Here is a 16251-nt window from a genome sequence, read left to right as displayed (position 1 = left end):
GGTATATGGCTCATAACGATGACTTTACAGTTACCTCAAGGAAGGCGTCGCTTTACAATCCCAAAGTTGACCACAGCGAGACGGCTGTTCTAAAGGACAATAGCAAGACTCGAGTTGAAGCTGTCCTTTTCTACATTCCACATAACACTGGTCCGGATGAGCTGTCATGTAAGATAACCACTTATCGAAAAAGTCCGAACTCTGCATATCCGATTCCAGTTGACGAAAAATCGATAAGTCTCGATCACGAGTCCTGTGAAAAGCTCTCCAAATTAATCGGGAGCGGTCTTAAGCTGCGCAATGAAGACGCAGGCGATTATCTCGTCGTGAGACTATCTGATGGCACGGTTGACTACAGCGACCTTTCCCCAGAGCTTGTTGCCAAAGCGTTGATTGCGGCTTTGGAAGATAAAATAATAGTCGAGCATTTAAGAGCTGTTGAGTTGACGAATGAATTTGTTTCAGCAATTAAAACATCTATCCATTTGGCGGAAATGCGTAGTGCCATTTCTGTTCTCAGAGGCTTATTGGATTCTGGTGAAATAAGTGAATCTTTCTATCAAGAGTGGTGCTTCAATAATTCTTGGGCATTTGGTAGCGCGTATATTGTTCGGGATAAGGTAAGAAACATTTCGACAAGTGACTCAGTTGACATGCTGTTACCTCGCCTTATGAGCGGCTATCGAGACATTGTCGAGCTAAAAAGTCCAAAGTTTGAGGTTCTTCACTTTGACGACTCTCATAGAGACTATTACTTTTCAGCGGAGGTATCCAAAGTCATTGGCCAGTGTCATCGTTATCTAGACGTTCTTTCTGAAGAGGCGTCAGGCGGTTTACGTGATCACAGCGAGATAGTTTCCTATTGTCCTAGGGCTATAGTAGTTATTGGCCGATCACATATTTGGGATGAGGAAAAGCGCAAAGCGCTTCATGGATTAAACAGCCGGCTTAACGGTATTCAAATTATGACCTATGACAACCTACTGGCTCAGTGTGAGCAACTTCTCAGTGTCGTAAGCTATCAAGACGAAACCGATGATGAGATTCCATTTTAGATAGGATTTGCCCCCATGGATCGTAAATCGCTATTAGGCTATCGCGAGGACAACCGCCTTGAGTTCAAGGACGCGCGCGGTGGGTTGCCGCGCAGCTTCTGGGAGACCTATTCAGCGTTCGCTAACACCAACGGCGGGGTTATCGTACTCGGTGTGATGGAGGCTGCAGATGGCAGTCCGCATCCCTCCGGCATCGCGAGCCCCGACACGTTGGTGCAAGACCTCTGGAACGCGCTCAACAATCCGCTACGCGTGAGCGCGAATCTCTTGCTTGATGGCGATGTGTCTATCGAAGAGTTCGACGGTTCGCCCATCGTTGTCGTGCGCGTGCCGCGTGCCGATCGCACGCTCCGCCCGGTCTACATCAACAACAATCCCAACACGGGAACCTTTCGCCGTAACGGCGAGGGCGATTATCGCTGTACACCCGAGACGGTGCGATCCCTCATACGCGACAGCGCCGAGGGGGCTACGGATCGGTTGGTGCTGCCCGAGCTCGGGCTGGATGCGTTCTGCATGGATACCGTGCAGCGGTACCGGAATGCATTGCGCGCGGAACGCCCCGACCATCCGTGGCGCGACCTTGACAACGAGGAGCTGCTCGTTCGCCTGGGGGCTGTCGGGCGCTCACGGGAAGACGGGAGGCTCCATCCCACGCGGGCAGGGCTTCTCATGTTCGGCCACGCATGGCGCATCGTCGAGGAGTTCCCACAGTTTTTCCTCGACTGTCGTCAGGAGTTCTCGCACCGTCGATGGGATAACCGCGTTACCTCGGCAAGCGGTGAGTGGAGCGGTAACGTCTTCGATTTCTGGTACAAGGCGTACCCCATGCTGAGCGAGGGCTTGCCGGTTCCTTTTGAGTTGGGGCCTGGTATGACGCGCATCGACGACACGCCGCAGCATAAAGCGGTGCGCGAGGCACTGACCAACATGCTTGTCCACGCGGACTATTACGGTCGCACCGGGCTCGTGGCGCTGCGCACCTCGAAGGGCATCGAGCTTACGAACCCCGGCACGCTGCGTCTGCCGCTCGATGTGATCGAGGGCGGCGGCGTGTCCGATCCGCGCAACCTCACGATGCTCACCATGTTCAACCTTATCGGTATGGGCGATAAGGCGGGGAGCGGCTTCGACGTGCTGCGGCGATCTGCAGAATGGGCGGGCGTTGGTGCTCCGACCCTCACAGAGTCCCTTGACCCCGACCGCGTTACGCTCGCGTTGCCGCTCGCGACGGGTGGTCTGTCGCTTGCCATGAACGGAAAGCGGGAGACGGGCGAGCGCCGACCGGCGGAGACCGGCGAAGAACCGGTGGCAATCGGTGATGAACCGGCGACAAATCCCTATAACCGGCGGCAAACGGCCTCAATCGACGATAAACCGGCGGCAACCAGCTTCAACCGGCGACAAATTGATGAAGAACCGGCGGCTATACATGAAAAACGGCGGCAATCGGCAATAACTAAGCAGCATGTTGTCCAGTGTCTCTCCAGTGGGCGTTCACTGCCGATAGCTTCGCTGGCAGACGAGCTTGGTCTTGGCCTTTCTCGAACAAGGGAAATCCTGTCCCAGATGGTTGCCGAGGGCATTATCGTTCGGACGGGGACAAGCCGATCAACCCGCTACAGGCTTAACGATAAGGACTGACCCATGGCACTCGATGAGAACATTACCGCGAAGCTCGCCGATGCGTGCGCACAGGTACGTGTGGTCTTCTGGGAGGACACAGCGGGGGAGTTTGCTGAGGACATAGCCGGATTTGAGCTTCCGGGTGTGACGGTTGCAGTTGCGCAGGGTAACGAGATGGCGCTCAAGCGCCGTATCCTGCGTGACGATGCCGACGCGCGCTTCTTGGTGTACCGCGCAGGCGGGGCGCCGGAACTCGATGAGGATTTCCTTGCCGACATCAAGGCGTTCGCTAAGCCCTTTGCCGCCACACAGGCGGCTTCCTGGGCGGAGGAGCTGGGGATTCCGCTCTCATGCACCGAGGGACTCGCCCGCCATGCCGAGTTCTTCAACGCAAAAGACCGGCGAAGCGGCCTGAAGGACCTTATGGCCGCGACGGATTGGTTGGATGGTGGCGATGATGCTCTCGAGGTCGTGGAGTTCGCGATGCTCGCGGTGTGCTGCGGGTCGAAGAGCGCGCATCGCGTGGATGCCAACCGTGCCATCGCCCGTCGGCTGCTTGAGCAGTATGCCGAAAGCGTCGACACGGTATGGAGGAGCATAGCGCGTTTCGGACTGAGTGATGCCCTCTGGCAGGCGCTCCGTGACGGTTTCGGCTACGCCAGCGATGACCCGAGTGTCGAGGACTTCGCGTTCACATGCATGCTTTCCGCTTGCGCCGATGTGACCGGGGCCGAGCCCGTCCTCACGCCCGATGCCAACGTGCTGCTGAGCGAGATGGAAAACGATGCACGGAAGGGGAGCGTCTACCTCGGCCTTCTCGACAAGACGGGCGACGGCGTGGCCACCCAGTGCTCATGGGAGACGCTGCCCCTTGAGGTGCTCACCGAGCATTCGTATCTGCCGCATGCGGATACCGAGCTGCTCAGGCGCCTGACGGCGGACGTTGCGCAGCGTATCGACATCGTCGAGCGCATCGACAACATCCGCGTGCGGCGCGCCCCGATGGTGATCGCGCGCTCGTGGCTTCCTGCCTACGATGCGCTGCGCGCGGCCGATGAGCTGCTTGCCGGCGAGCAGCGTGTCCTCGCCGAGATCGCGGGAGCAGACGGTGCGGACGCCCTGTTCGCGCGCTATACGGAGGAGCTTTTCCGCTACGATACCTCGTATCGCGTGCTCGTACGCCTCAAGGACAGCATCCAGGACCTCGGGTTCTCCGGCATCGAGGCGCTGTACCGGCCTGCCGAGGTGGCTTATGCCCATGTGGTCAACGAACTGGCCGTGTCATGGCAGCGCGCGGTTGCGGATGCCGTGCGGTGGCCGCCGAGCGATGAGCTTCCCTTCCAGGCGGACTTCTACCAGCGCTATCCGCACATCGCTCCCGGCAGAGCGGCCGTGGTCGTCTCCGATGCGCTGCGGTTCGAGGTCGGTGCTTCCTGGGCGGAGCGCACCGAGCTGCGATCCAGATGCCGCATCGTCGTGTCCGCCCTGTTAGCAGCGCTGCCCTCGTACACGCAGCTGGGCATGGCGGCACTGCTTCCGCATGGCGCGCTGTCCATCGATCCGGCAACGCATAACGTCTCATCCGACGGGCAGCCCACGGTCGGAACGGCGAATCGCGAGAAGCTGCTTGATGCCGCCGTGCCCGGTGCCAGGGCGATGGCCGCAGACGAGCTGTTGGCGCAGCCGCGCGAGGACCTTGCGGGCATTCCGCTGCTGTATGTGTTCCATGACCGCATCGATGCGGTGGGTGACGACCGGACCACCGAGCGGCGTGCTTTCGAGGCGGTGGAGGATGCGTTTAAGGAGCTCGACCGCATCGTCGCCAAGCTGCTGCGCGACGGCTTTTCGCGGGTGTTCGTGACGGCGGATCACGGCTTTTTGTATCAAGACGATTCCGCCTTCTTCGACCTGGTCGACTTCCCGCTGCTGCCGACCATCGTGTCGGCGGGCTCCGCGAAGCACGCGCGCCGGTATCTGATGGGAGCCGAGCTTCCCCAGCATGCCGACCTCATGCGCTTTTCCGCACAGGATTTGGGACTTGCCGGCGACTTCGAGGTGGCCGTCCCCAAGGGGACGCGCCGCCTGAAGCTCCAAGGGTCGGGCGCCCGCTACGTGCATGGCGGCATGACCTTGCAGGAGACGGTGGTGCCCTGCATCGAGGTCGCTCCCGTCAAGGGCAAGGCCGGTCGTCAGCATACCGTGGGCTTCGACGTGCTCACGGGCGGGCACAAGACCATCACGGGTGCGGTGCTCTCCTTCGAGGTCTACCAAAGCGAGCCGGTAGGGGAGGATGCTCTGCCCGCCCATATTCGGACGGCGCTCTATCGCAAGGATGGGACGCGCGTCTCCGAGCTGGTGAACCTCGAGCTTGCGAGCGCCTCGGTATCGGAGCTTGAGCGGCATTTCGCGGTCACGATCGCCGTCGGCAGCAACGTGCTCAACGGAGAGGAGCTGACGCTGCGAACCGAACGGCGCATCAAGCGCACGACGCATTACGAGACGGCCGACGAGCGCACGTTCAAGGTGCGCCGCAACTTCGGCATGGACTTCTAAGGGTGTGACATGGACGATCTTGATCGAAAGATAAACGAGGCCTTTCCCGGATACGCGGTGCGCAAGGACTTGGTGAAGCGCGTGCGCGGCAACGCCGCCGTGCCGAGCTACGTGCTGGAATTTCTGCTGGGACAGAACTGCGCCACCGACGATGAGGCGGAGATCGAGACGGGTGTCGAGCGCGTCAAGGACATCCTTGCCAAGCATTACGTGCAGCGCGCCGAGGCGGGGGCCGTGCGGTCGGACATCAAGCAGTCTGGCTACAAGCGGGTGATTGACAAGGTTTCGGTGGAGCTCAATCTTAAACGCGATGCCTACGAGGCCGCTTTTGAGAATCTGGGCATCGCGCGCGTGCTCGTCAGCTCCGACGTGGTGAAGGCCAATCGCCGCCTGCTCGTCTCGGGCGTATGGTGCATCGCGGACCTCACCTACAGCGCCAACGAGGCCAAGGACGAATCGCCGTTTCTGCTGCAGGCGCTCAAGCCCATCCAGATGGCCGGGTTCGATATAGATGAGCACGTGCAAGCGCGTGCGGCGTTCACCATGGACGAGTGGACGGACGTCATCGTGCGCACGGTGGGACTCGAGCCGGCACAGCTCGGCCGCCGCGAGAAGTTCTATCTGCTCACGCGTCTCGTGAACTATTGCGAGCGCAATTACAACTATGTTGAGCTCGGGCCCAAGGGCACGGGTAAAAGCCACGTGTTCAGCGAGTTCTCGCCGCACGGCATCCTCATCTCGGGCGGAGAGGTGACGCCGGCCAAGCTTTTCGTGAACAACTCGACGGGCAAGATCGGGCTGGTCGGCTACTGGGACGCGGTGGCGTTCGACGAGTTCGCCGGCAAGAACAAGCGCCCCAAGCCTGATGTCGTGGACATCATGAAGAACTATATGGCCAACAAGAGCTTCTCGCGCGGCATCGAGCAGGTGACGGCGGAGGCATCCATGGCGTTCATCGGCAACACGAGCCATGACGTGGGCTACCTCATCCAGAACGCCGACCTCTTCGACGACCTGCCGGCGCTCTACCACGACCCCGCGTTCATCGACCGCATCCATGCCTATGTGCCGGGCTGGGAGATGTCCATCATCCGGGGGGATATGTTCAGCAACGGGTTCGGCCTCATCGTGGACTACCTGGCCGAGGCGTTGCGGGCCTTGCGCGCACTCGACTATTCGGGGCTCTACGAGCGGTGGTTCTCGGTGTCCGAGAGCATCTCGACGCGCGACCGCGACGGCGTGAACAAGACGTTCAGCGGGTTAGCGAAGATCCTGTTCCCCAGCAAGGATATGGACAAGGAGCAGGCGCGCGAGCTGCTCGAGATCGCCATGGAGATGCGCGAGCGCGTGAAGGACCAGCTGTATCGCATCGACGGCACGTTTGAGCGCGTGGAGTTCTCCTACACCGATAAGGCGACCGGCGAGGTGCGCGCGGTGCGGACGCTTGAGGAGGCGGAGTATCCGTCGACCTATCATGTGCGCGATCTGGTGGATGCCGGGTCGGTTTCGGCCGAGGCGGCGCAGGCTCCGCTACGGGTGGACGGCGCGGCGCCCCGTGACGCTTCTGGGGACCAAGCTGGTGATGCCGCTGCGCGCCACGGTGGGGAGCCGGCGGCTGAACTGTTCGAGGGATTCAAGGCGTATCGCGAGAATCAGCGCGGTGCGTCGTTTGAAGCTCTGTTCGGCCCCTACCTTGAAGGAGCGCGATGTGTGCTCATCGTTGATCCGTATGTGCGCGCGTTTCATCAGTGCCGCAACGTCATGGAGTTCGTCGAGGTCGTGCTGAGGCATCGCGGCGATGCGATACCTAAAGTCGAGGTGCATCTTGTGACCTGTCCCGATGAGCGGGGCGTCCAAAAACAGGTCGGCTATCTTCAGCAGGTCGCCGATGCGGTGGCCCCCGTGGGAATCGAATTCACATGGGAGCTGGACGCGACGGGCACGCTCCATGCGCGCCATGTCTACGTGGATGACCGTTGGGACATCCAGCTTGATCGCGGACTCGACATCTGGCAGAAGTTCGACGGCGGGAACGCATTCTCTCTCGAAGCACTTATGCCCGAGAGGCGTCGCGTGAAGCAGTTCGAGATCACATATCGTAGGCTTGCGTGAGCGGTGCCCATCCCGATAGATGGGCGACCCGGTACATCGAGACAGCCGCAATTTGTACCGCTAGGGAAACGCCGATTAAGCCCGATTGGGAGTCCGCGGTTTCCACCTCGAACCGTCCCGACCGCGCCGGAGCACCCCGCGCTATCGGGACGGGGTGCTCCGGCGCGGTCCGCGCAACCGGGATAGATGCGCCTAGGCGTCCTGCTCCGGCACAAGGATGCCGTCGAGGGTGCGCCAGGCGAGCTCTGCGCACTTCACGCGCGCGGGCATATGCGAGATGTCCTTCAGCTGCGCGGCTTCGTCGAGGACCTCTATGTCCTCCTCGCTCAGCTCCTCGCCGCGGATCATGGCGAGGAACAGGTTCGAGAGGCGGAGGGCCTCCTCGATCGTCTCCCCGGTGATGAGCTCGGCCATGATGTCGGCCGACGCCTGGGAGATGGCGCAGCCGTGTCCGGTGAAGCTCGCCTCCTCGATCACGCCGTCCTCAACGCGCAGCTGAAGCGTCAGCTCGTCGCCGCAGCTGGGGTTGATGCCATCGTGCTCGTGGGTGGGGGCGTCCATCTCGTACTTGTAGTCGGGATGCGAGTTGTGCTCCATAAAGGTGGTTGACGTGTAGAGGTTGCCCATGCGGGATACTCCTTGCTGTGCGGACGGCGGCAGCCGGACGGGTCCTAGTTGTCGCCGTGGAAGGTGGACCAGACGCTGCCGAGAGCATCGATGAAGCGATCGATGTCGGACGCGTCGTTGTAGAACGCGAGGCTTGCGCGGCAGCACGCGAGATTCTCGACGCGAAGCCACGTGAGCAGCGGCTGGGCGCAGTGGTGACCGGCGCGGACGCACACGCCGCTCATGTCGAGGATGCTCGCGACGTCGTGCGGGTGGATGCCCTCGACGTTGAAGCTGATGACGCCGTGATGGCGGCTGGCCTCGGCAGGTCCGATGATCTGCACGTAGGGGAGGGTGGCGAGACGCTCCATGGCGTAGGCGATAAGCGCCTCCTCGCGCTCGCGCACCGCGTCGTAGCCCACGGTCTCGGTGAGGTAGGTGAGGGCGGCGCCGGTGGCGAAGATGCCCGCGGCGTCCTGCGTGCCCGCCTCGAACTTCTCGGGCACGGGCGCCCAGACGGCGTCCTGCTCGGTCACCGAGTCGATCATCTCGCCGCCGGTGAGCATGGGCGGCATCATCTCGAGCAGCTCGTGGCGCCCCCACAGCACGCCGATGCCCATGGGGCCGAGCGCCTTGTGGCCGGAGAACGCCAGGAAGTCGACGCCCAACGCGCGCACGTCGACCGCCATGTGCGGCACGGACTGCGCGGCGTCGGTGACAAGGTAGCCGCCCTGCGCGTGCACGGCGTCGGCGAGCTTCCTGATGGGGTTCTCGACGCCGAGGACGTTCGAGACGTGGGCGGCGGACACGATCTTGGTGCGCGGCCCGATCTTGGCGGCGATCTCCTCGTCGGTCAGCGTGCCGTCGGTCTCGGGGTAGAGGTAGACGAGCGTGGCGCCCGCCGCGCGGCAGGCCTGCTGCCAGGGGATGAGGTTGGAGTGGTGCTCCATGATGGTGATGGCCACCTCGTCGCCCGGCTCGAGCACGCACGGCGCGAAGCACTTCGCCACGATGTTCAGTGACTCGCTCGCGTTGCGCGTGAACACGACGTCGCGCGCGAGCGCGCGCCCGCGGTCGTCGACAGCGCCGATGAGGCGCGCGATCTGGGCGCGCACCCGCTCGATGGCCTCGGTCGCCTCCACGGACAGCGAGTAGAGGCCGCGCAGCGGATTCGCGTTCATGGTCTCGTAGAAGGTGCGCTGGGCGTCGAGCACGCAGGCGGGACGCTGCGCGGTGGCGCCGCTGTCCAGAAACGCGATCTCGGGTTTGGCGGCCAGCAGGGGAAAGTCGGCCTTATAGGGGTTCGACGCGATGTCGATCATGCAATCTCCTCTTCGAAGTCGGCGAAGTCCTCGATGAGGGCGGAGCCGAGGCGAATGACGTTGGCGCGGATCTGCTCGTCGGGGGCCGAAAGAGCGGCGTCCTCGAGCTTGGCTGCGGTGAACAGGGCTTCCGCCTGCTCTTGGGACAGGCCGCGGCAGCCAAGGTAGAACAGTTGCTCGGGGCGAACATGGCCGATGGTCGCACCGTGGTTGCCCGCGACGTCGTCCTCGTCGCAGAGGATAACCGGAACGGTCTTGTTGTCGACGCCCTTGTTGGCGAGCAGCACGGTCTCGCGTTCGGAGCCCTCGGCGCCCTTGCAGCCGTGGATGAGGTCGATCGTGCCGCGCAGGACCTTCTTCGAGGTGCCGGTGAGCACGCCGTTCGCATCCATGTTGGAGAACGTGCGGCGGCCGCGATGACGGATGATGTAGTTGAAGTCGCGCGTGTCGTCGCCTGCGGCGAGGTAGCGCGTGTCGATCTCCATGCGGGCGGTGTCGCCGCGCAGGTCGGAGGCGAGGCCGGTGTAGGTGTGGGCGCCGCCGAGCACCACGTGGCGCACGTTCACGCGGGCGCCCTCATCGAGCACGTAGCCCGCGTCGTCGAGCACGGTGAACACGTCGTCGGCGGTGATGTAGACGGTGACGTTCACGCGGGCGCCCTCGCCGGCGAACACACGTAGCTCCGAGCCGATAAGGCCGGCCGCGCGGCTGCTGTCGGCCACGCCGTCGAGCGAGATGACGACATCGAGCGTGGAGCCCTTCGCGGCCACGACGTCCACCGCGGCGCCCGCCATGTGCCCGGAGGTGCCGGCGACGCGCACGATAGCCTGCTCGCAGGCGCCCTCCTCGGTCGCGAGCACGACGGTGCCGCCCGCGAGGAAGTTCAGGTAGGAGCGGGCATCGATGCCGATGCCGGTCTCGAAGGCGTGCGCCACGTCGCCTGCGATCTCCTCGCGCGTGGCGGCGAGCTGGTAGGCCGAAAGCGCGGGGGTATCGAGGTCGTCCAACAGCTCCTGCTCGCGCTCGGCGGCGCGCACGCAGGCACGCGTGTCGGGGGCGTCGGCCCGCACGGCGTCCAGGCGCTCCTGGAGCTTCTCCACGGCGCCCTCGAAGCTCGCGTGGGTCTCGGTGAGGTCCTCGTCGGCCTCGATCGTGACGGCACGGGCGCGCTCGAGACCGGCGGGGATCTCGATGGCGGTATCGTTCATGCGCAGCCAGCCCCAGGTGGGGGCGGGCATGGCGCTAGCCTGTTTGATCTTCAGGGCATCCATTAACCGATCGCCCCTTCCATCTCGAGCTTGATCAGGTTGTTCATCTCGACGGCGTACTCGAGCGGCAGCTCCTTGGACACCGGGTTCGCAAAGCCGTTCACGATCATGGTGCGGGCCTCCTCCTCGGAGATGCCGCGGCTCATGAGGTAGAAGACCTTGTCGTCGCCGATGCGGCCAATCGTGGCCTCGTGGCCGATGTCGACGTTCTTCGCGCGGATGTCCATCGATGGGATGGTGTCGGAGCGGCTCTCGTCATCGAGCATGAGCGACTGGCAGGAGACGGTCGCCGCGGAGCCCTCGGCCGCGGGCGTGGCCACGATGGAGCTGCGGAACGTCTGGATGCCGCCGCCCTTGGAGATGCCCTTCGTCTCGACGGTCGCCGTGGTCTCGGGCGCGCCGAGTACGACCTTGCAACCGGTGTCGAGGTTCTGGCCGGCGCCGGCGAACGTGATGCCGGTGAAGCTCGACTTCGACTTCCTGCCCGCGAGAACGCTCATGGGGTAGAGGTAGCCCACGTGGCTGCCGAAGGAACCCGAGATCCACTCGATCTCGCCCTCCTCGTCGCAGCGGGCGCGCTTCGTGTTCAGGTTGTACATGTTCTTGGACCAGTTCTCGATCGTGGAGTAGCGCAGGTGCGCGCGCTTGCCCACGAACAGCTCGACCGCGCCGGCGTGGAGGTTGGCCACATTGTACTTGGGCGCCGAGCAGCCCTCGATGAAGTGGAGGTCAGCGTCGTCCTCGACGATGATGAGCGTGTGCTCGAACTGGCCGGCGCCGGCGGCGTTCAGGCGGAAGTAGCTCTGCAGGGGGAAGTCGAGCTTCACGCCGGCGGGCACGTAGACGAACGAGCCGCCGGACCACACCGCGCCGTGCAGGGCGGCGAACTTGTGGTCGGTGGGCGGGATGAGCGTCATGAACTTCTCGCGGATGATCGCCTCCCACTTCGGCTCGTGGAGCGCCTCCTCAATGCCGGAGTAGACGATGCCCATCTTCGAGGCGGTGTCCTGCATGTTGTGGTACACGAGCTCGGAGTCGTACTGGGCGCCCACGCCCGCGAGGTAGCTGCGCTCGGCCTCGGGGATGCCCAGGCGCTCGAAGGTGTTCTTGATGTCATCGGGCACGGAGTCCCAATCGGCCTTCTGGTCGGTGTTGGGCTTCACGTAGGTGACGATGTGGTCCATGTCCAGGCCGGCGATCGACGGCCCCCACGTGGGGTTCGGCATGGAGTTGTAGATCTCGAGCGACTTCAGGCGGAAGTCGAGCATCCAGGCCGGCTCGTCCTTGCGCTGAGAGATCTCGGTCACGATCTCGGGCGTGAGGCCCGCGTCGAGCCGTTCGAATCCCTCCTCGGAATCCTTGAAATCGTAGAGGCTGCGGTCAATGTCCGCGACCTCGGTGCGCTTTTTCGCCATGGGTCCCCCTTAGCACGCGTCGGCGGTCTCGTCCGCCTCGCGCTCGAACGACTCGAAGCCGTGCTCGTCGATCCAGGGGATGAGGCTCGCGTCGTCCTCGCGCACGATGCGGCCGGACACCATCACGTGGACGCGGTCGACGTCGAGGTGCTCGAGGATGCGGGTGTTATGGGTGATGATGACAAGCGAGCCGTCGCAGGTGGAGCGGTAGGCGTCCATGCCGCGGGAGACGACGGACAGCGCGTCGACGTCGAGGCCGGAGTCGGTCTCGTCGAGGATGGCGAGCTTCGGCTGCAAAAGCAGCAGCTGGAGCATCTCGACCTTCTTCTTCTCGCCGCCGGAGAAGCCCACGCCGAGCTCGCGGTTGAGGTAGGCGGTGTCCATGTCGAGCTGGGCGGCGAGCTCCTTCACGCGACGGCGGAACTCCTTGCCGCGCATCTCGAGGCCCGGACGGCCCGCGATGCTCGCGCGCAAAAAGCTCGACAGCGGCACGCCGGGGATCTCGACGGGCGCCTGGAACGACAGGAACAGGCCGGCGCGGCTGCGCTTGTCGCAGGAGAGCTCGGTGATGTCGGCCCCGTCGAAGATGATGGAGCCGCTGTTGACGGTATAGACGGGGTCGCCCATGATGACATGGCCCATGGTGGACTTGCCGGCGCCGTTCGGACCCATGATGACATGGGTCTCACCGGCGGCGACCTGCAGGTTCACGCCGTGGAGGATGGTTTTCTCGTCGACCGAGGCAGTCAGGTCGGCTACGCTGAGGAGCGCATCTGTTGACATCGGGTGTCCTTCCTCGCTTTGTGGGATAAACCCTAGGAATTCTCTCGGATTAAGGATAAGATGTACCGGATGATAGTCAAGGAGTAATCCGAGCATTCCACTAAGATTATGAGAGGACCGCACGGAGCGCTTCCGCAAGGGTCTTCGCCGATTGCTCCAAGGACTCGCGCACATGCCGAAACGCATGGTCATGCGGTCCGTCTATTCTGTCGCGAACGAGGAAGGGTGCGATGCTGATTTCGTCCAAGGGCCGCTACGCGCTGCGCCTGATGATCTACATAGCCGCCTTCGGCGATGCGGAGGGCAAGATCGCCCTGCGCGAGGTCGCCGAGCGCGAGAGCATCTCGCTCAAGTACCTCGAGCAGCTCGTGCGTCCCCTGATGGCGGCGGGCCTCCTCAAGAGCGTGCGCGGCAAGGGCGGCGGCTACATGCTCGCCAAGCCCGCCGACGAGGTGCGCGCCGGCGACATCCTGCGCGCGGCCGAGGGCGCGACGGCGCCCGTCGCCTGCGAGGGCCTCGAGGGCGCCTGCGTGCGCTCTGACCTATGCTCGACCGTCAAGTTCTGGGCTGGCCTCGAGGAGGCCATCGACACCTACGTCGACGGCGTGACGCTCGCCGACCTCGCGCGCGTACCCGAGCTGAAGCTCGACGTCGACCTGTCGGGCGTAGAAGTTTAGCGCCGGTCGCACCCCTCGTCGTGCGATAATCGATTACCGGCAGGGAAGACCCCGCACGGCGGGGGTTGATGCAACATCACGAAGGAGTGCGTATGGCGGATTACCTGATTTCCTGCGAGTCGACGGCGGACATGCCGCGTAAGTTCTTCGAGCAGCGCAACATCGGCTACGTGTGCTTCCATTACGAGATGGACGGCAAGACCTATACCGACGACCTTTACCAGTCGACGACCCCGCAGGAGTTCTTCGGCAAGCTCAAGGCCGGCTCCCAGGCAAAGACGTCGCAGGTGGGCACGGGCGAGTACGTCGATTTCTGGGAGCCCTATCTCAAGCAGGGACTCGACATCCTGCATGTGTCGCTGTCCTCCGGCATCTCGGGCACCTATAACTCCGCGTGCCTTGCGGCCGAGACGCTTGCGCCGAAGTATCCAGAGCGCAAGATCCGCGTCATCGACTCGCTTGCCGCCTCCGCCGGATTCGGCCTGCTCGTCGAGTACATGGCCGACAAGCGCGATGCGGGCATGGGCTTCGATGACCTCGTGGAGTGGACCGAGGGGCATAAGCTCAACGTGAACCATTGGTTCTTCGTGAGCGACCTCGATTGCCTGAAGCGCGGCGGCCGCGTGTCCGCGACGAGCGCGCTCATCGCCACGGCGCTCAAGATCTGCCCGGTCATGAACGTGGACTATGAGGGCAAGCTCATCCCGCGCGAGAAGATTCGCACCAAGAAGAAGGCGATCGTGCGCGTGGTCGACAACATGATGGACCACGTGGAGGACGGCGCCGCCTACACCGGCCGCTGCGCGATCTCGCATTCCGATTGCCTGGAGGACGCCCTTGCCGTGGCCGATCTCATCGGCGAGCGCATCCCCGCGCTCAAGGACAAGGTCGAGATTTCCGACATCGGTACGGTCATCGGCGCCCACACGGGCCCCGGCACCGTGGCCCTGTTCTTCATGGGCGACGAGCGCGTCGACTAGGCGCCGCGACGGGGCGGGCCGATCGGTCCGTTCGACAACATCGGTTTTATGGAAAACGACGCGGATCGCTCCGCGTCGTTTTCCATATCGCGCCGTGTTCTGTCCCGCGCGGCTACGAGCGCCGTCCGCGGTTGCGGAAGAAGAAGCGCGGGAAGCCCGGCTTGGGCTCGGGCTCGACCGCGACGTTGTCGATCACGTCGTCGGGGAAGGGGATGTCCGGGCGCGCGTCGAGCGGGTTCACCTCGCCGGCCGACATCGGGTCGATCGAGGGCACGGGGTCCTCGCCCTCCGCCTTGAGCTCGCGATAGCGCTGCATCATGTCGGCCTGCAGCATCTGCGCCGAGGGCGGGGTCCAGATGATGGCGTTCGCGCCGGCGCGGATGGTCTCCAGCACGCTGTCGGGGGTCTTGCCGCCCGTGGCGATGAGCGGCAGCGTGGGGTAGCTCTCGCGCAGCGCGCGCAGGACGGACGGCGTCTCGCGGCCGGCGGCGACATTGATGATCTTCGCCCCCGCGCGCACCTTGGCGTGCGCGTCGTCGGTGCGCACGACGGTCGCGATGACGGGGATGTCCACGATGCCGACGATCTGCGAGACCATCTCGGCGGAGGCGGGCGAGTTCACGATGACGCCCGCCGCGCCCTGCATCTCGGAGACCGCAGCGAGCTGGACGGAGCGCTTGCCCTGCGTCGTGCCGCCGCCGACGCCCACGAACACGGGGCACTCGGCGGCCGTGAGGAGCGCCTGAGTGATGGCCGGCTGCGCGGTGAAGGGGTAGACGGCGAAGACCGCGTCGGCGTTGGCGTTGCGGATGACGGCGACGTCGGTGGAGTAGAGCATCGAGCGGATGCGTCGGCCGAACAGCGAGAAGCCGGTCGCCTCCTCGATCTCGTCCGGCACGCGCAGCGCGGCCTTGCGCAGGGTTCCCTCGATGGGGGAGGGCTCGAGCGGCAGCACGCCCACGGGTGTGACGACATGGGGCGATTCGGTGATTGCCGGGTCGAGCTCGATCTCGGAGAAGTCGACGGCGGCAACGATGTCTTCCGACAGCTCGGCGGGCACGCGCAGGGGCGGCTCGCCGCCATCGCGTCCGGGTGTCGGCATCTGCTGGGTATCCATATCGTCATGGCTCATGGCGGCCTCGTATTCATCGTGTTCAGGTGTGTAGGGCAACAGGGCAATGTGTCTGTTCAGACCAAATGTACCCCTCGGGGTGTTGCATGATACGTCAAGGCGCCCCTCATCGCAAAGGCTCCGCATCGATGCCGAAAGCCACGGGGGACATCCCGCGCGCTGCATGGGGTGCGCGCGATGCTCGATCTTGCGCACTCCCTTCGCGCATGGTGCCCTCCTGTTCTTTTGGGTGAAGACCGCCGGTCTCAGGTGCGGTCACCGATGTTTTGGTAAGCTAGCTGACATGACGGGGCGCCCGCTCGGGGTGCCCGATACCAGATTGGCGGTGGGATGCATGGGCATCATGGACATACTCGCTCCAGTCGCCCTGTGCATCGGGGCGGTTATCGTTGCCGCGGTGCTGTATAGCATCTACTCTGCGATCAAGGAGCGTGGCGAGCGTCGTCGCGAGCAGGAGGCGCTGCGCGCCCGCGACCGGCAGCGGACCGGGCGCGGCAAGCACAGCCGGTAGCCGCGGCGTATCGCTCATACATATCTATATCTGTATCTAATCGATTGCCAGCGTTGCCGCTCGCCGACACGCGTGGCTGTGTGTTCTGAGTACGAGCGGCTTCATGCCGGCGCGCTGGATGCCAGCACAACCAACTTGTCATACATCTCGCTAAGAGGGTCGCTTAGCGAGATGTATGACAAGTTGGTTGATGCCGGGGTGAGCGGATGAG

Annotated in this window: 13 protein-coding genes; 7 read left to right on the top strand and 6 right to left on the bottom strand. The window is 63.6% G+C overall.

The window, feature by feature from the left end; genetic code table 11:
* Positions 1-5: 5 nt before the first annotated feature.
* Genes H6A21_RS01775 through brxL form a run of 4 tightly spaced genes read left to right on the top strand, consistent with a single transcriptional unit; the run spans position 6 to position 7346 of the window.
* Positions 6-1055, top strand: a complete 1050-nt coding sequence (locus H6A21_RS01775) for a Shedu anti-phage system protein SduA domain-containing protein (protein WP_204559880.1) — start codon at positions 6-8, stop codon at positions 1053-1055.
* A gap of 15 nt (positions 1056-1070) precedes the next feature.
* Positions 1071-2699, top strand: a complete 1629-nt coding sequence (locus tag H6A21_RS01770) for an RNA-binding domain-containing protein (protein WP_204559879.1) — start codon at positions 1071-1073, stop codon at positions 2697-2699.
* A 3-nt stretch (positions 2700-2702) separates the two neighbouring features.
* Positions 2703-5234 (top strand): BREX-1 system phosphatase PglZ type A, encoded by a 2532-nt coding sequence (gene pglZ, locus H6A21_RS01765; protein ID WP_204559878.1) that lies wholly within the window; start codon positions 2703-2705, stop codon positions 5232-5234.
* A gap of 9 nt (positions 5235-5243) precedes the next feature.
* On the top strand, positions 5244-7346 hold the full coding sequence (gene brxL, locus H6A21_RS01760) for a BREX system Lon protease-like protein BrxL (RefSeq protein WP_204559877.1): 2103 nt from the start codon (positions 5244-5246) through the stop codon (positions 7344-7346).
* 192 nt (positions 7347-7538) lie between these two features.
* Here brxL and sufU read toward each other — a convergent pair whose 3' ends face one another.
* From sufU to sufC, 5 genes are read right to left on the bottom strand one after another with little or no spacing between them, the layout of a single operon-like run.
* Positions 7539-7973 carry a Fe-S cluster assembly sulfur transfer protein SufU gene (gene sufU, locus H6A21_RS01755; RefSeq protein WP_204559876.1) on the bottom strand — a complete coding sequence of 145 codons (435 nt, stop codon included), beginning with the start codon at positions 7971-7973 and terminating at the stop codon, positions 7539-7541.
* A gap of 44 nt (positions 7974-8017) precedes the next feature.
* Positions 8018-9274 carry an aminotransferase class V-fold PLP-dependent enzyme gene (locus H6A21_RS01750; RefSeq protein ID WP_204559875.1) on the bottom strand — a complete coding sequence of 419 codons (1257 nt, stop codon included), beginning with the start codon at positions 9272-9274 and terminating at the stop codon, positions 8018-8020.
* A complete protein-coding gene (locus H6A21_RS01745) occupies positions 9271-10545 on the bottom strand; it encodes a SufB/SufD family protein (RefSeq protein ID WP_204559874.1) in 1275 nt (424 codons plus the stop codon). Before H6A21_RS01745 ends, H6A21_RS01750 begins: the two co-directional genes overlap by 4 nt.
* Positions 10545-11957: a Fe-S cluster assembly protein SufB gene (gene sufB / locus H6A21_RS01740; RefSeq protein ID WP_204559873.1), complete on the bottom strand. Its 1413-nt coding sequence runs from the start codon at positions 11955-11957 to the stop codon at positions 10545-10547. The genes H6A21_RS01745 and sufB overlap by 1 nt, the downstream gene beginning before the upstream one ends.
* 9 nt (positions 11958-11966) lie before the next feature.
* Positions 11967-12740, bottom strand: coding sequence for a Fe-S cluster assembly ATPase SufC (gene sufC / locus H6A21_RS01735; RefSeq protein WP_204559872.1), 774 nt, complete (start codon positions 12738-12740; stop codon positions 11967-11969).
* A gap of 230 nt (positions 12741-12970) precedes the next feature.
* Between sufC and H6A21_RS01730 the strand changes: the two genes are divergently transcribed.
* Both H6A21_RS01730 and H6A21_RS01725 read left to right on the top strand, forming a co-directional pair.
* Positions 12971-13417 (top strand): RrF2 family transcriptional regulator, encoded by a 447-nt coding sequence (locus H6A21_RS01730; protein ID WP_204559871.1) that lies wholly within the window; start codon positions 12971-12973, stop codon positions 13415-13417.
* A gap of 92 nt (positions 13418-13509) precedes the next feature.
* Positions 13510-14397 carry a DegV family protein gene (locus tag H6A21_RS01725; RefSeq protein ID WP_204559870.1) on the top strand — a complete coding sequence of 296 codons (888 nt, stop codon included), beginning with the start codon at positions 13510-13512 and terminating at the stop codon, positions 14395-14397.
* Positions 14398-14509: 112 nt separating this feature from the next.
* On the opposite strand, the gene H6A21_RS01720 is transcribed toward H6A21_RS01725, so the two are convergent.
* Positions 14510-15529, bottom strand: a complete 1020-nt coding sequence (locus tag H6A21_RS01720) for a hypothetical protein (RefSeq protein WP_239462568.1) — start codon at positions 15527-15529, stop codon at positions 14510-14512.
* 334 nt (positions 15530-15863) lie between these two features.
* Here H6A21_RS01720 and H6A21_RS01715 point away from each other — a divergent pair, with 334 nt between their 5' ends.
* Positions 15864-16040 (top strand): hypothetical protein, encoded by a 177-nt coding sequence (locus H6A21_RS01715; protein ID WP_204559869.1) that lies wholly within the window; start codon positions 15864-15866, stop codon positions 16038-16040.
* The last annotated feature ends 211 nt before the right edge of the window (positions 16041-16251 follow it).

Source organism: Collinsella tanakaei (assembly GCF_016902615.1).
Classification (GTDB): Bacteria; Actinomycetota; Coriobacteriia; order Coriobacteriales; family Coriobacteriaceae; genus Collinsella; species Collinsella tanakaei_A.
The sequence above is the reverse complement of the archived record's forward strand: the minus strand, read 5'-3'. Positions and strand labels throughout refer to the sequence as shown.

Excerpts from the sequence above, each read along its gene's own strand:
- sufC (WP_204559872.1), bottom strand. The coding sequence starts at position 12,740 with ATGTCAACAGATGCGCTCCTCAGCGTAGCCGACCTGACTGCCTCGGTC.
- H6A21_RS01725 (WP_204559870.1), top strand. The coding sequence starts at position 13,510 with ATGGCGGATTACCTGATTTCCTGCGAGTCGACGGCGGACATGCCGCGT.
- H6A21_RS01730 (WP_204559871.1), top strand. The coding sequence starts at position 12,971 with ATGCTGATTTCGTCCAAGGGCCGCTACGCGCTGCGCCTGATGATCTAC.
- sufB (WP_204559873.1), bottom strand. The coding sequence starts at position 11,957 with ATGGCGAAAAAGCGCACCGAGGTCGCGGACATTGACCGCAGCCTCTAC.
- H6A21_RS01745 (WP_204559874.1), bottom strand. The coding sequence starts at position 10,545 with ATGGATGCCCTGAAGATCAAACAGGCTAGCGCCATGCCCGCCCCCACC.
- brxL (WP_204559877.1), top strand. The coding sequence starts at position 5,244 with ATGGACGATCTTGATCGAAAGATAAACGAGGCCTTTCCCGGATACGCG.
- pglZ (WP_204559878.1), top strand. The coding sequence starts at position 2,703 with ATGGCACTCGATGAGAACATTACCGCGAAGCTCGCCGATGCGTGCGCA.
- H6A21_RS01750 (WP_204559875.1), bottom strand. The coding sequence starts at position 9,274 with ATGATCGACATCGCGTCGAACCCCTATAAGGCCGACTTTCCCCTGCTG.
- H6A21_RS01715 (WP_204559869.1), top strand. The coding sequence starts at position 15,864 with ATGGGCATCATGGACATACTCGCTCCAGTCGCCCTGTGCATCGGGGCG.
- H6A21_RS01770 (WP_204559879.1), top strand. The coding sequence starts at position 1,071 with ATGGATCGTAAATCGCTATTAGGCTATCGCGAGGACAACCGCCTTGAG.
- H6A21_RS01775 (WP_204559880.1), top strand. The coding sequence starts at position 6 with ATGGCTCATAACGATGACTTTACAGTTACCTCAAGGAAGGCGTCGCTT.
- sufU (WP_204559876.1), bottom strand. The coding sequence starts at position 7,973 with ATGGGCAACCTCTACACGTCAACCACCTTTATGGAGCACAACTCGCAT.
- H6A21_RS01720 (WP_239462568.1), bottom strand. The coding sequence starts at position 15,529 with ATGAGCCATGACGATATGGATACCCAGCAGATGCCGACACCCGGACGC.